Here is a 15,005-nt window from a genome sequence, read left to right as displayed (position 1 = left end):
ATGCATGTTTTAAATGTAAATTTTTGTTCTATGATAGTTCAAAAGTTATGCGATTAAGTACTAAGTTGTAGTTTTAAATACGTTATCTATTTGCTCTGGTAAAAATGGCCTACCTTTTTCATTAACAGACGTTCCTATAACCAGTGCATTGAGCATTACTTTTTCATCGCTTTTACGTATAACCGTTTGCTTAAAGGCAAATTTTAAACGACTAATACGCTGCGGCTCTACAGCCACATAAAATTCATCACCTGGTAATAGAGAATGCTTATAATCCATTTCGCTGCGCATCACGACTAGGTTAATTTTATCTTTTGCTAACTGAGCAAAATCAATACCGTGTGCGTACAAGAACTCATGTCGAGCATGCTCTAAATAATTAAAATAGACGCTGTTGTTTACAATACCTTGTAAGTCACATTCGTAATCACGTACCTTGAAGTCAACTTTAAAGGTCATATTAGTAATCCTGATTATTTAACGTATAATTGCCGCGTTTATAGCACATGTGTTTAAATAATTGCTACCATACGAGTCCCTAAAATGGAGTTAAGTAACCCAATGAACTTACGTTTGTCTTTAATTACTGCCGCACTTTTACCGCTGCTTGGTGCACCAATTGCAGCTAACGCTGATGATAGCGACCTAGAAAGAATTGTTGTAACTGGCGATTTTCAGCGCGAAAGCATTCAAACTTTAAGCGCAAGTGCGAGCTTATTCAGCGAAGATGAAATTAATCAACGTGGTGCAAGTTACTTAGACGAAATGTTAGGCAGTACCGCCAATGTAAATTTTGCATCTGGTGCGTCGCGCGGTCGTTATATTCAAATTCGTGGCGTGGGACTTCGTTCACAATTTGTAGACCCTATTAATCCATCTGTAGGCTTAGTTATTGATGGTATTAACTATTCTGGCCTTGGTGGCAGTTCATTATTATTTGATATAGACCAAGTAGAAATTTATCGTGGGCCACAAGGTACACGCTTTGGCGCAGACGGTATGGCCGGTATGATCCAAATGGGTTCAGCTAAAGCCACAAGCGATCCAAGCTTAAAATTACAAGTAGGTGCTGGCACATACAACACCCGCGAAGCAGGTATTGCAGCAAGTACAGGCTTAACTGATGACACTAGCGCACGCGTTAGCTACTTTCGCAGAAAGTCAGACGGTTACGTAGATAACTTGTACTTAAATGACGAAACACAAAATCAAGACGAACAAGTAGCCCGCTTTAAATTAAACAGCCAGCTTACAAAGCATTTAAATACTGAGTTAAACCTTCACTATATTGACATAAACAATGGTTACGATGCGTTTACGCTTGATAACAGCCGCAATAGTGTTGCCGATGAACCAGGGCAAGATAATCAACAAAGCTACGCAATAGGTGTTAATAATACTTACACGGGTTTTGACGCTTTTGATGTAAACCTAAACCTGTCGGCTATTGATACCGAATTACTTTACAGCTTTGACGAAGATTGGGTATGTAACGATACAAGTGAACCACAGTTATGTGCTGCTGGCTTACATCCAGATGGATACAGCTCAACTGATTTATACAGCCGCGATCGCGACGATCAGTCTGTAGATTTACAATTTAATTCTAAAACAGGTAACTGGGTTGCGGGTATTTATTACCAAAACCGTGATGTTGATTTAGAGCGCCAGTACACATGGTTAGCAAGCCCGTTCTCTTCAACTTACGAAACGAGTAACGTTGCAGTATATGGTCAAGTAGCGACTCCAATTGGCCCTAAAACAACATTAATTACAGGTTTACGTGTAGAGCAATACCAAGGCGACTACACCGATAGCAATGGCTTTATACAAGATACTGACGATGTAATGGTTGGCGGTAAAATAGCACTTGAATATCAAGTAATTGATCGCACTATGATCTACACCAGCATCACCCGTGGCTACAAAGCCGGTGGTATTAATTCAGAAGCACTGGCTAAAGCAAAAGATGAAGGCTTAAACCTAAGCGCTGATTTTTTCCAGCAACACACCAGTTTTGACCCTGAATATTTATGGAGCGGCGAATTTGGTGTTAAAGGTTCATCACTTGATGACAAATTTACACTTCGCTTAGCAGCATTTTACATGCACCGCGACGATATTCAGTTAAAAGCATGGCAAGTAGAAGGTCAGCAATTTACCGGTTATGTTGATAACGCAAGTTCTGGTAGCAACTACGGACTTGAAGTTGAAGGTAGTTACCAACTAACTGATAATCTATTTTTAACAGGTAGTGCTGGTTACTTAAACACTGAAATTGACGACTTTGTAACACAATCAGGCTTAAACCAAGACGGTCGCGAACAAGCGCAGTCACCTAAATACCAGTATGCGTTTACTGCACGTTACAACTTTACTAACGCATTTTACGGCATGGTTGGTATTGAAGGTAAGGACGATTACTACTTCTCAGATAGTCATAACTCACAGGCACCAAGCAGCAACTTAGTTAACTTAAGCTTTGGCTACGAAGCAGACATGTGGGCAGTTCGCGCATGGGCTCGTAACGTGTTTGACGAAACAGTCCCTACACGTGGTTTTGAATTTGGTAACGATCCACAAGATGGTTACGCAACGCATACCTATACACAATTAGGTGAGCCTCGCGTAGCAGGTGTTACGTTTACACTTAATCTGTAAAGCATAGCCGTTGGCTTTCAAATGAAAGCTACAGCAAGCAATAAAAAAACACCGCGTTTAAATTAAACGCGGTGTTTTTATTTGTAAGTGAGGTTTTATACCTCGCTTATTTATAAAGTTAAATTACATGAGCGCGAAATAAATTCGCACCTACAAGTTTGCCGTAGGTTGTTGGGGTTGATGTTTATTGTAGGTGAGGTTTTATACCTCGCTTATTTATAAAGTTAATTTACATGAGCGCGAAATAAATTCGCACCTACAGGTTTTCCACCTACGCCTACAAGCCAAGTATCACGCTCTTTGCACATCAAACGCGATTACGTCTTTAATTTTTTCTTTATTTGTTGCGAGCATTACAAGCCTATCAATCCCCAAAGCCACCCCTGCGCACTGAGGTAATCCATGCTCCAGCGCTTTAATTAAACGCGTATCCATTGGCACTTGCTTTAAACCGTTTTCAGCGCGGTATGCGTTATCTTCATTAAAACGTTTAGCTTGCTCGCTGGCATTTGTGAGTTCGTTAAAGCCATTCGCCAATTCCATATTTTTGTAATAAAGCTCAAAGCGCCCTGCTACGCGTGTATCGTGTTCACAAATTTGTGCAAGTGCCGCTTGAGAAGCTGGAAAGTGATACACAAAACATGGCTTATTTTGTCCTATTGTGGGCTCCACTTTCATACAAAATAATAATTGCAGTAAGGTATCTTTATGCGTTTCATTTTGGGCTATATCAGCAAATCCATGCTCACACGCTAGTTGCTTTAATTGCTCTATGTTCGCTGTTAGCGGATCGAGCCCAAGTGCTTGTTCAAACGCTTGCTGATAAGTAAGCCTTGTTGCCGGCTCAACATCTAAAACAAGCCGCATTAGTTCATCCATTTCATCCATAAGTGCAAACTCATCAAAGCCTGGGCGATACCATTCAAGCATTGTAAATTCAGGATTATGATGACTACCTGCTTCTTCATTTCTAAATGCTTTACAAAGCTGAAAAATAGCGCCTGAGCCTGCTGCTAACAAGCGTTTCATAGCAAACTCTGGGGATGTTTGTAAAAAAAGAGGAAGCCCACCAGCATGCCCTGGACCTACAAATGTGGTGTTAAAACTGGCTAAGTGCACATCGGTTACACTGGCAGCACTTAAGCTCGGCGTTTCTACTTCCATTACATTACGCGTATAAAAAAACTCACGAATGCTACGTAATATCGCCGCACGTTGTTTTAGTGTTTCAATGCTTGCGCTTGGGGCCCAAAGATCTGCTGACATATTTTCTCCAAAAAAAATCCCAGCTTAAGCTGGGATTTTATAAACAATGCTAAAGCTTACTTAACACGGCTTACGTATTCACCGTTACGAGTGTCTACTTTAATTACTTCGCCAATTTGTACAAATAATGGAACTCGTACTACAGCGCCTGTGCTAAGCGTTGCTGGTTTACCACCAGTGCCCGCTGTATCGCCCTTAAGGCCAGGATCTGTTTCAGTGATCTCAAGCTCAACAAAGTTAGGTGGTGTAACAGCAATAGGGCTGCCGTTCCATAATGTAATTGTACATAAATCATTTTCAACTAACCATTTAACTGCATCGCCTAGTGCTTTTTCGTCAGCAGCAATTTGCTCAAATGTTTCGTTGTTCATGAAGTGCCAAAATTCGCCGTCTGTGTATAGATACGCTAAATCTGTATCCATTACGTCAGCACCTTCAACTGATTCACCCGATTTAAAGGTTTTTTCAAGCACCTTACCAGAGATAAGTTTACGGATACGAACACGGTTGAACGCCTGACCTTTACCAGGTTTTACCATTTCATTTTCTAAGATACTGCAAGGCTCGCCGTCCATCATAATTTTTAGGCCGCCCTTGAACTCGTTGGTGCTATAATTCGCCATCGTTTCCTCTATTTATATTTTTTCGAGTAATCTACATGCCAATGATACAAAGAAATGAAGCAAATTTGCATAAAAACTGGCAAAAAGAATTAGCAAATGTAGTTACCTGCCCAAAAACATTGCTTGAAATGGTCGGTTTATCGAGCCAAGTCCATGAAAACGACCTAAAAGCCCGCAGTTTATTTCCGGTACGCGTGCCTATCCCTTTTATAAAAAAAATACGCAAAGGCGATCCAAACGATCCTCTTTTATTGCAAGTCATGCCACGCCATCAAGAATTTTTAACTAAGTCGGGTTTTAATAAAGATCCCCTACTTGAGCAAGATAACGAACAACCTGGCCTTTTACATAAGTATAAATCGCGTGTTTTAGTAATGTTTAAAACCGGCTGTGCCGTCAATTGTCGTTACTGCTTTAGAAGGCATTTTCCGTATCAAGAAAACCAACTTAATAAAAAAAGTCTGCTTGAAACACTAAGCTACATAAAATCTGATGCCAATATAAACGAAGTGATTTTAAGTGGCGGCGATCCACTTATGGCCAAAGACGATGCAATAAGTTGGTTTTTAGATGAGCTTGAGCAATTACCACAAATTAAACGAATGCGAATTCATAGCCGTTTGCCAGTAGTTATACCGGCGCGAGTTACCGATGAGTTATGTGAGCGATTAGCAAAATCGCCATTAAAAATTATTTTTATTAATCACATAAACCACGCCAATGAAATAGACGCTGACTTTAAAGCAGCCATGCAAAAGCTTAAACAAGCAAACGTAACGCTTTTAAACCAAGCTGTAATTTTAAAAGATGTGAATGATACGCTCGATGCGCAAATAAATTTAAGCGAAGCGTTATTTGACGCAGACGTATTACCGTATTATTTGTATTTGCTCGATAAAGTTGAAGGGGCCAGCCACTTTGATATTAACGAAGAAGACGCTATAAAAATAATGGCAGAGCTATTAAAAGCCCTGCCTGGATTTTTAGTGCCTAAATTAGTTAGAGAAATAGGTGGTCAAAAAAGTAAAACACCTATCGATCTTAAGCTAATTTAAAACAGCATTTAAACGTATATATTTACGTTGTTACCCAATGATGCTGTTACCGATTTAGCCGGTGTTTGCGCACTTGACGATTGTGCAGCACCTTCAATAAGTGCAAGTGCTGCTGCGCCATCTGCTAGTTGCTGCTTTTTAGATAAAGCAGCGCTATAAAGCTCACTGCCTTGGCCTGAGCCAGAAACAGCGGGTAAACTTGTGCCTGATATATTCATATAACAAACCTGACTTTTAAATGTAATCCAAGTATTATGTCGGCCATGCAGTACAAAGCTTTAGGAAAACCATGGATTCAATTATTGAACAACTCAATACTAATTTAAAAATTGTTTATCGTCAGGCGCTTGATGCCGACAAAAAACTCGATGAACTACAACAGCAAGGCCATGGCAAATTTAAAGCCTTATTTGCACAAGATGCTTGTTTTAGCTTTGAAGCTAAACGCTTTAAGCCGTATGTTCTTGACGTAGCCGCTGACGTTGAAAGCTTATCTAACGATGGTTTTGATGAAGAAAAACTTAAAACAACCGTTATTAAGTTACAACAAATACTCACGCTGTTAGCTACTTTTAAGTAAAGATTAAAAAGCAAAAATGCCGCTATTTAGCGGCATTTTTATTTTAAGTTAATCTAAACTTGGTAATATTTGCTCACCAAACCACTCTGTTAATAAGCGTTTTTCGTAATATAGTGATTCGTCGCGGCCCATTTTAATTTTATCCATAAAGCCCATATCTTTGAGCTCCACATCAGTATCTTTACTAAGCACTGTACCGTCGTTATCGGTTAACGAATAATTAAGCTTAATGCGTGGAAAGTATATTGGTTTTACTACACGAATTTCCTCCATACCACCATAACGCACATCTCCCGCTAAATCTAAATCAGTAAACTCTACGTTTAACTTATAATCTTTTGGTAGTTGCTCAGCTAATTTAGACATATGTTTTTCAAAACTTGCCGCAATACTTTTGTGATACGAGCCCTTAGCTTGGTTAGACGCTCGCACATCACGATAATCATTAAAGTCATTCCATTTAACAACAGACTCACCAGCATGGGCAAGCGCAGGTAATGCGATACACATTGTTGTTGCTATTTTTTTAACTAAATTCATATCTTTCTCCAAAGAGGTAACCAATCACAAAAGTGTGGATTGGAGTAAACCTAGCATTAGCTATTACTAAAGCTATTTTAGCACTTGTTTATTAACTATAACTTAATCTTACGAATCAAGTGTTACTTGTTTTGCACAAAATGTAATCAAAAGTATTTAATGTGCTGATATCAAAAAAATACGATTAAAATCATATAAATTACAGATAAAACATGTAAAACACCTCTATTTATGGTGAAATTAACTTAATTGATAAAAGGTACCCACGGAGCTTTCATGACTATTTTAGTAACCGGTGGCGCAGGCTATATTGGCTCGCACACTGTTTTAGAACTTTTACAGCAAGGTAACGATGTTGTTGTTATTGATAACTTAAGTAACTCATCACAAGAATCACTTGCGCGCGTAAAAAATATAACAGGTAAAGAAGCCACTTTTTACCAAGGCGATATTCTCGATAAACCCTTTTTAGATTCTGTATTTGCAAAACACACGGTTGATAGTGTTATACATTTTGCGGGTTTAAAATCAGTAGGCGAGTCGGTTGCAAAGCCAGTTGAGTACTATCAAAACAACGTTCAAGGTACGCTTACACTTGTTGATGCGATGCGCGACGCAGGTGTATTTAAATTGGTATTTAGCTCGTCAGCCACGGTTTACGGCGACCCAGCAAGCTTACCAATCAAAGAAGATTTCCCTGTAGGCGGCACTACCAACCCTTACGGCACATCTAAGTTAATGGTTGAAATGATGCTACAAGATATCGCTAAATCAGATGAGCGCTTTGCGTTTGCTATTTTGCGTTACTTTAATCCAGTGGGTGCACATGAGTCGGGCTTAATTGGTGAAGATCCTAATGGTATTCCAAACAACCTTTTACCTTTTATCGCACAAGTTGCGGTAGGTAAATTAAAGCAACTCGCTGTATTTGGTGATGACTACGACACAGTTGATGGCACCGGTGTGCGCGACTATATACATGTTGTAGATTTAGCGATTGGTCATTTAAAAGCGCTTGATAAAATAGCCAGCAGTACGGGTGCATTAGTTTATAACCTAGGCACTGGTAATGGTTACTCTGTACTACAAATGGTTAATGCATTCATTAAAGCAAGCGATCAGGCTGTACCCTATCAGGTTTCACCTCGCCGCCCTGGTGATATTGCAGCGTGTTATGCAGCGCCAGAAAAAGCCCTTAAAGAGCTAGGTTGGGAAGCAGTGCGCGGTATTGATGAAATGATGCAAGATACCTGGCGCTGGCAGTCAAATAACCCTAACGGTTATAAGGGTTAAGTAAAAACGGCAAGTGAGAAAACATAGAAGTTATGTAGTTTTGCTTATCTAAAGCGCAGCGTCCTCTTAGCCTCTTTGTGAATAAATCACTTAAAACCTTATTGCACAAAGAGAAGTAAAAGAGGAGTAAATGAGAAGACATAGTAATTATCTATTTTTACTTCTCTAAAGCGCAGCGCCCTCTTAACCTCTTTGTTAATAAATCACTTAAAATCTTATTGCACAAAGAGAAGTAAAAGAGGAGAAAATGAGAAAACATAAAACATAAAACAATAGTAATTATGTATTTTGGCTTCTCTAAAGCGCAGCGCCCTCTTAGCCTCTTAGTGAATAAATCACTTAAAATCTTATTGCACAAAGAGAAGTAAAAGAGGAGTAAATGAGAAGACATAAAAACATAGTAATTATGTATTTTACTTCTCTAAAGCGCAGTGACCTCTTAGCCTCTTTGTGAATAAATCACTTAAAATATTATTGCACAAAGAGAAGCAAAAGAGGAGTAAATGAGAAGATATAAAACATAGTAATTATTTATTTTTACTTCTCTAAAGCGCAGCGCCCTCTTAGCCTCTTTGTGAATAAATCACTTAAAACCTTATTGCACAAAGAGAAGCAAAAGAGGAGTAAATGAGAAGACATAAAACATAGTAATTATTTATTTTTACTTCTCTAAAGCGCAGCGCCCTCTTAGCCTCTTTGTGAATAAATCACTTAAAACCTTATTGCACAAAGAGAAGTAAAAGAGGGTAAATGAAAAAATATAAAACCTAGAAATTACGAGCTTCGCGCGTCACGCCAGCAAGCTGCGCGTCTACAGGTAATTTAACCACAGCGTTAAGTTTTGGCTGTAGGCGTTGAGCTTGCTCACGCGAAAAGCGCAGCTTTTAATTACTTATATTTAAATACTTATATCCAGTATTTAATAAAGAGTATCTTCGTTATGTCTGTGCCCATTGTCTTAGTAAGTTATGGTACACACCTGTTAATTGAATAATCTCTGGGCTATCTTCTACTTTGCTGCGCAAACTTTGAATCGACATATCTAAATCAAATAACAAACCACGTTTTTCGTCGCTGTTTACCATGCTTTGCAGCCAAAAAAATGAGGCTAATCTGCGCCCACTCGTTACAGGCATTACACGATGTAAACTCGTTGAAGGGTATAACACCATACTGCCTGCGGGCAGCTTTACACTGTGTGAGCCATAAGTGTCTTCAATAACAAGTTCACCGCCCTCATAGTCTTCGGGGTCATTAATAAATAACGTCATTGATACATCTGTACGAATTTTTACTGGCGTACCCGGCACTTGTCTAATTGCATTATCTACATGCACACCAAACGATTGCCCGCCTTGATAGCAATTAAATAACGGAGGAAAAATTTTTGCAGGAAGCGCTGCCGACATAAACAAATTACTACGCGCAAGTGCTGCCATAATAATATCGCCAAGCTCTTGGCATTCAGGGCTATTTTCAGGTAGCTGTAAGTTATTTTTTGCTTTGGTTGATTGATGGCCTGCGGTAATACTGCCATCGGCCCACTGTGCTTTAAGCAAAACCTCATGGCAATACGCCACTTCTTCTTTCGTTAATAGCTCTGGAATTTTAACTATCATGTGCGCCCTCTCACATTTTCATCAAATAATTAAGGGCAGGTAATAGGCCTGCCCTTATGCTTACTTTTATTTTTTAATTTGTTTTAAAATTAAAAAGAGTAGCTCGCTGTTAAACTAAACTTACGACCATCACCTGGTACAAAGTGTCCACCACCTAACTGATCAACGTAATCTTTATCACCTAGGTTTTCACCATTAAGCTGCAGGCTCAAATCTTTTGATATGTCATACGCAACCATCATGTCAAAAATAGTATAACCTGGCGCACGAGAGCGTGTTGACGTAGTGCCGTTGTAACGCTCACCTACATACTGCGCACCTAAACCAAACGATAACTTATCCGACATATCGTACGTGGTCCAAACGCTTGCGCTATTTTTAGGCGTACGCGCAAGCTCGTTACCAACTTGAGTTGCGTCGTCGCCTAATGCTTCAGTTACTTCGCTATCTTGGTAAGTGTATGAAGCAATTACAGTCCACTCTTTAGTAATTAGGCCCGTTGCTGAAAGCTCTAAACCTTGAACGCGCTGCTCACCACCGAGTATTTCGTCACTTGAGCTATCTGCAAATGGGTCATCAGTACGGGCATTGGTTTTTTCAGTACGGAAAAGTGCAGCATTAGTTTGCAGGCGACCATCCATTAGGCTCCATTTAGTTCCTAATTCATAACTGCGGCTTTCTTCTGCGTCTAAATCAGCTGCATTTGAACGCGTAGATACCGTTAGGCTTTCAGCCGATGGATTAAATGAATTCCCCGCGCCTAAATATACACTGCCGTTTTCTGTAGGTTTATAAACTACAGCTGCATTCCAGCTAAATAAGTCGTCACTTGTAGAAATTAAAGCGCTTGGATCATTGTAATCGTTGTGATAATCCGTAGTGAAGCTATCAAAGCGAATTCCACCTGTAACTTCCCATTGCTTGTTAAGCGTCACTGTATCAAATGCATAAATAGCTTGGTTTTTAGCTTTAGCTTCAATGCTTGTACCGTCACGGCCGTACACACCCGTAAATGCAATTGTTGCATCAGGGTTGTATAAGTCATTGCGTATTCCATCTTCAATCAGGTTATCAGGCGTAGTTGCAACAAAGTTATGGCGTGTAAACGTTTCATTTGCAAGTTCAACACCCACTACTACGTCGTGAGTAAAGCCAGCAAATTCATAGTTACCAATTAAATCAACTTGAAGTGCAGCAAGTGAATTTTCAGTATCACGTGTTTTTTCATCTGCAAAGGTAATGTCAGTGTCTGTAGTAACCGAGAAATAACGCGGTGCAGTTGTTACTGATTCACGCTTAACTTTACCTAAACGACCTTGCACACGTAACGTAGTATTTTGAGAAAAATCATACTCATAACGAGCTGTTGTTGAGTAGGCTTCAATATCTTCGTAATCACGGTAAATATTACCGTAAAAGTTATCAAAGTCGACAGGAGAAGGTGAGCGTGCACTATCTGCAAGTTCAGCTACTGGCGTATCACTGTAAACCCAAGGAATACCATAATCTGGTAAATTGTCTTGGCGTTGATACTCTAGGTTTAAATCAAAACGGCTGTTTGTACCAAGCCCTGTTGCAAATGCAAACGCAACAGCATTTGTTTCGTTTTCAACATGGTCGCGACCTGCAACATCACCTTTATCAGTAAGAAGATTAATACGTAGTGCGCTTGTGTCGTTTACTTGAATGTTAGTATCAAAACGACCACGGTAATCGTTTTCTGTACCTAAACGTAGAGAAACGTCGTTAAAGTTGTCTAACTTCGCCTTTTTACTTTCTAAATTAACACTACCACCTGTTGCGCCACGACCAGAAACTGCAGAGCCTGGGCCTTTCGCAACTTCAACGGCTTCAATGTTGTAAATATCACGTGTGTAACCTGCAACATCGCGAATACCATCAACAAAAATATCATTTGTTGCACTAAAACCACGAATCGACATGCTATCGCCAGTAGGTGAGCCACCCTCACCTGCTGCTAAAGAAATACCTGAAACATTACGCAAAGCATCACGTAGGCTATCTACGTTTCTGTCTTTCATTACCGCTTGGTTGATTACTGTTACCGTTTTAGCTGTATCGAGTAGCGGTTGAGTGTATTTATGCGACGTTGATTTTTCTACAACATAACTAGACTCAGTTTTAGTTTCTGCTTTGGTTACCGATAGTTCTTGAACATCCTGTGCACTTGCCCAAGTTGAAAGCGTAGCTGTAACAACCGCTGCAATTGGCTTCACGTACGCATTTCCTTTATTCGATGGCTTACTCATGGTTACTCCGTAGTTTTTATTAAGCACTTAACTATTGTTAATTTAAGGTACATATTTAATTTCGGCGAAATCCTACCACTCAAACAAAGCAATGTAAACGATAACTGTTATCAATTGCATTGTTATGTGAATTCCTATATTGTATACACACTTAAAAATTAACAGTAATTACGTCCTTGTAATTGCTTGTCGTAACTTTCAGGATTGTTGTTAAGTAATGCGAAGCTTAATTAAACCAATTAGCGTAGTTATCGCGCTTTGTAGCACTATGGCAGTAAAAGCCGACACTGTTAGTGAGCTAGAACAACTCGTTAATAAATGGCTACAAATAGAAAATCAAAACACAGAATTAAATACTCATTGGCTTGAACAAAAAAGCAGTATGGAGCAAACCTTAACGCTTCTTAATGCCGAGCAGCAGCAACTTAGCGAGCTTAATCAGCGTAGAAAAAAAAGCACCAGTGAGCTTGCCCAAAAACGCGAACAGCTTGTAACTCAGCAATCAGAACTTGAAAATGATCAACAGCAATTAAATGATCAACTAGCACATATTTCTGGGCAATTACTTTCATTACAAGTGCAACTCCCCCCGCCCCTTTTGAGTAGTTGGAAAAACGCCGGTGATTTAAGCGATTCAAAACTCAGTACAACTGACAAATTACAAACAGCACTAAAAATGCTGACTCTACTTAATGATTTTCAACAACGTATTTCTATTCACGAAATGGCTATTAAGCATCCTGACGGGCAAGAAGTATGGGTTAAGCAGCTTTATTTAGGTGCAGCTCAAGCATGGTTTGTAAGCGAAGACTTAAGTTATGTAGGTATTGGTTTTCCAAGTGACTTAGGTTGGCAGTGGGAATTTGATTCAAGCATTAATGCAGAACAAGTTGCACTGGGTATTGCTGTACAGCAAAAAAAGCGCGCTGCTGATTGGGTAACACTCCCTATATTAAGTTATGTAAATAAAAACCAGCAAGGGGCTAAATAATGGCGAATAACAGCATAATTAAAGTATTTAGCGCCACAGTTTTACTTTTTAGTGCAAACATATCTTTTGCAGCTAGCAGTGATGATGCTAAGCAAAGTATTTTAAGTGATATTAAAACAGCGCAGCGTACTCTAAATAAAACTCAAAATAGCATTTCAAAAGAGCAAGCAATCCTTGCAAAGCAAATTTTTACCAAGCAGCAATCGCTCAGTAAATTACGCGAACAAGCAGCCGTTAATCGCCGCCTAGCTGACGAAAACACATTAAGCCTTGATCAGTTACAAACCCGATTAGACACTTGGCAACAGCAGCAGCAATATCAATTAAACTTACTTAGCCGTTTTGTACGCCAAAATATCAGCAATAGTGCTAGCAGTAACGAGTCGGCTAATAGCCAAAACGAGTTATTAAGCCGTGTTGTATCGCTAATTAATAATCAAGAGCAGGCACTTTATCCACAGTTAAAAAAACAATCGGTTGTGCTAAGTAATGGCGAATTAAGCCAAGCTAATACCCTTCAAGTAGGGCCTGTTGCATGGTTTAGTACGCAAACACCTAAACTTATGGGTTTATTAAATTTAGATGATGAATCTAATGCATTAAAAGTAGCGTTAGTACAATCAACAAGTGACGACAACCCACTCGATAATACTTTAAAGCAAAACGGTGTAGGCTCTACATTACTTACTTTTGATCCTAGTTTAACGCACTTAGTAACTAGCCAAGCCCAACAAGAAAGTCCGCTTGAACACCTAGAAAAAGGCGGTTTATGGGCTATCCCTATTATTTTATTTGCCTGCTTTGCACTTACCATTGCGCTATTAAAAGCCGCACAGCTACTACGTTTAAGTAAAATTAAAATGCACTCTCAAATGCAATTACAGCAACTTTTTAAAGCTGAAAATAGCAGTGAATTTGCAGGCATGCAGCAGCAGCTATTTAACTTAACGCTGCAAAGCGAAAAAGGACAAGTACGAGACGATCAATTATTTAATCAGTTAATTCATGATAAGCATAAACTCGATAACTTTATTGGCGCTATTGCCGTTACTGCAGCAGTAGCCCCACTACTTGGGTTATTAGGCACTGTTAGCGGCATGATCGAAACATTTAAAATGATGACCTTGTTTGGCTCAGGCGATCCAGAAGTTGTATCGGGCGGTATTGCACAAGCACTTATAACTACCGAGTTAGGTTTAGTTGTTGCTATACCTGCACTCGTTTTAAATGCACTGTTATCGCGTAAAGCAAAAGCGTATTACAGCCAACTAGAAGGCTTTGCATTACAGCTAAGTCAACTAGAGAAAGGAGAAACCAATGTTTGAGAAAATCGTTAGTAACCCTATTTGCTGGTGTATTCTTTTACTCGCTTTATTTGTATACCAGCTGATTTTTCATGACTTACTGCACCTTAAACAATACCAAGCGCAGCGCAAAGGTTATTGGCAAGAAGTTAGCTCTATTTTAACTGCAGCGCTTCCGCTACTTGGTTTATTAGGCACCATTGTTGGTTTGCTTGATACATTTAAAGTAATGGCGCTGGGCCATAACGAGTTAATGAGTGACGCCATTGGTGACGCATTACTAACAACTCAATTGGGTCTTGTGTGCGCTATTCCTGCGTGGTTAATGCAAGCGTATTTAGCGTATTCGCAGCGTAATCCTAAATTACATACGTTAAGTAAGCAGTTAGGGTAACACTATGCAATCACGTTTAAAGCACAAGCTAGAGCAAGAAGCGGGGCAACATATCGATATGTCGCCGCTACTTGATGTGGTATTTATATTGCTAATATTTTTTATTGTTACAACCGTATTTGTACGCGAAAGCGGCGTTGAGGTTGATAAACCACAAGCCGTATCGGCTAGTCTTCTTGAGCAGCAAGTTATATTTTTAGCAATAACCGACAACCAACAAGTATTTTTTGATGGCAGCCAAATTGGTGTTGCTGGTGTGCGTAGTAGTGTCGAGCAAATGTTAAAACAGCAACAACGTCCTGTGGTTATTCAAGCTGATAAAACAGTACCTACTGAGTTACTTGTTCAAGTAATTGACGAAGCAAAGCTGGCAGGCGCGGCGCAAGTTAACTTAGCGACCAAGCAATAG

General features: G+C 39.5%; 15 protein-coding genes. 8 read left to right on the top strand and 7 right to left on the bottom strand.

Annotation, left to right across the window (positions count from 1 at the left end; translation table 11 throughout):
• Positions 1–60 precede the first annotated feature (60 nt).
• Positions 61–459 (bottom strand): thioesterase family protein, encoded by a 399-nt coding sequence (locus H5159_RS01020; RefSeq protein ID WP_010555268.1) that lies wholly within the window; start codon positions 457–459, stop codon positions 61–63.
• Positions 460–543: 84 nt separating this feature from the next.
• On the opposite strand from H5159_RS01020, the gene H5159_RS01015 reads away from it, so the two are divergent.
• Positions 544–2,661, top strand: a complete 2,118-nt coding sequence (locus H5159_RS01015; RefSeq protein WP_182693954.1) for a TonB-dependent receptor — start codon at positions 544–546, stop codon at positions 2,659–2,661.
• Between the two features lie 291 nt (positions 2,662–2,952).
• On the opposite strand, the gene epmA is transcribed toward H5159_RS01015, so the two are convergent.
• Together epmA and efp are read right to left on the bottom strand one after the other, a co-directional pair.
• Positions 2,953–3,927, bottom strand: coding sequence for an elongation factor P--(R)-beta-lysine ligase (gene epmA / locus H5159_RS01010; RefSeq protein ID WP_182779546.1), 975 nt, complete (start codon positions 3,925–3,927; stop codon positions 2,953–2,955).
• Positions 3,928–3,983: 56 nt separating this feature from the next.
• Complete coding sequence (efp, locus tag H5159_RS01005; protein ID WP_024596699.1) at positions 3,984–4,550, bottom strand: elongation factor P; 567 nt, start codon at positions 4,548–4,550, stop codon at positions 3,984–3,986.
• A 41-nt stretch (positions 4,551–4,591) separates the two neighbouring features.
• Between efp and epmB the strand changes: the two genes are divergently transcribed.
• Entirely contained in the window at positions 4,592–5,605 is a 1,014-nt protein-coding gene (gene epmB / locus H5159_RS01000; protein WP_182711539.1) for an EF-P beta-lysylation protein EpmB, read from the top strand.
• An 8-nt stretch (positions 5,606–5,613) separates the two neighbouring features.
• On the opposite strand, the gene H5159_RS00995 is transcribed toward epmB, so the two are convergent.
• Positions 5,614–5,823, bottom strand: a complete 210-nt coding sequence (locus tag H5159_RS00995) for a hypothetical protein (RefSeq protein ID WP_002960797.1) — start codon at positions 5,821–5,823, stop codon at positions 5,614–5,616.
• Between the two features lie 71 nt (positions 5,824–5,894).
• Between H5159_RS00995 and H5159_RS00990 the strand changes: the two genes are divergently transcribed.
• Positions 5,895–6,185, top strand: coding sequence for a prephenate dehydrogenase (locus tag H5159_RS00990; RefSeq protein WP_182779545.1), 291 nt, complete (start codon positions 5,895–5,897; stop codon positions 6,183–6,185).
• Positions 6,186–6,233: 48 nt separating this feature from the next.
• Here the strand turns inward: H5159_RS00990 and H5159_RS00985 are convergent, their stop codons facing one another.
• Positions 6,234–6,725, bottom strand: coding sequence for a DUF3016 domain-containing protein (locus tag H5159_RS00985; protein WP_024606381.1), 492 nt, complete (start codon positions 6,723–6,725; stop codon positions 6,234–6,236).
• 276 nt (positions 6,726–7,001) lie between these two features.
• Here H5159_RS00985 and galE point away from each other — a divergent pair, with 276 nt between their 5' ends.
• Positions 7,002–8,018, top strand: coding sequence for a UDP-glucose 4-epimerase GalE (gene galE, locus H5159_RS00980; RefSeq protein WP_182694742.1), 1,017 nt, complete (start codon positions 7,002–7,004; stop codon positions 8,016–8,018).
• Between the two features lie 938 nt (positions 8,019–8,956).
• On the opposite strand, the gene H5159_RS00975 is transcribed toward galE, so the two are convergent.
• Both H5159_RS00975 and H5159_RS00970 read right to left on the bottom strand, forming a co-directional pair.
• Entirely contained in the window at positions 8,957–9,637 is a 681-nt protein-coding gene (locus tag H5159_RS00975; protein WP_002960803.1) for a Fe2+-dependent dioxygenase, read from the bottom strand.
• An 89-nt stretch (positions 9,638–9,726) separates the two neighbouring features.
• Positions 9,727–11,907 (bottom strand): TonB-dependent siderophore receptor, encoded by a 2,181-nt coding sequence (locus H5159_RS00970; RefSeq protein ID WP_182779544.1) that lies wholly within the window; start codon positions 11,905–11,907, stop codon positions 9,727–9,729.
• A gap of 217 nt (positions 11,908–12,124) precedes the next feature.
• Between H5159_RS00970 and H5159_RS00965 the strand changes: the two genes are divergently transcribed.
• From H5159_RS00965 to H5159_RS00950, 4 genes are read left to right on the top strand one after another with little or no spacing between them, the layout of a single operon-like run.
• Positions 12,125–12,898 carry a DUF3450 family protein gene (locus H5159_RS00965; RefSeq protein WP_154904276.1) on the top strand — a complete coding sequence of 258 codons (774 nt, stop codon included), beginning with the start codon at positions 12,125–12,127 and terminating at the stop codon, positions 12,896–12,898.
• The gene (locus tag H5159_RS00960) at positions 12,898–14,223 is read left to right on the top strand and encodes a MotA/TolQ/ExbB proton channel family protein (RefSeq protein ID WP_154904277.1); all 1,326 of its coding nucleotides are present in this window, start codon (positions 12,898–12,900) and stop codon (positions 14,221–14,223) included. Before H5159_RS00965 ends, H5159_RS00960 begins: the two co-directional genes overlap by 1 nt.
• Positions 14,216–14,596 (top strand): MotA/TolQ/ExbB proton channel family protein, encoded by a 381-nt coding sequence (locus H5159_RS00955; RefSeq protein WP_002960812.1) that lies wholly within the window; start codon positions 14,216–14,218, stop codon positions 14,594–14,596. The genes H5159_RS00960 and H5159_RS00955 overlap by 8 nt, the downstream gene beginning before the upstream one ends.
• Before the next feature lie 4 nt (positions 14,597–14,600).
• Positions 14,601–15,005: a biopolymer transporter ExbD gene (locus H5159_RS00950; protein WP_182779543.1), complete on the top strand. Its 405-nt coding sequence runs from the start codon at positions 14,601–14,603 to the stop codon at positions 15,003–15,005.

The sequence above is a fragment of the Pseudoalteromonas sp. SG43-1 genome (genome assembly GCF_014164415.1).
Lineage (GTDB): Bacteria > Pseudomonadota > Gammaproteobacteria > Enterobacterales > Alteromonadaceae > Pseudoalteromonas > Pseudoalteromonas distincta.
This window is presented reverse-complemented; position numbering and strand designations above follow the sequence as displayed.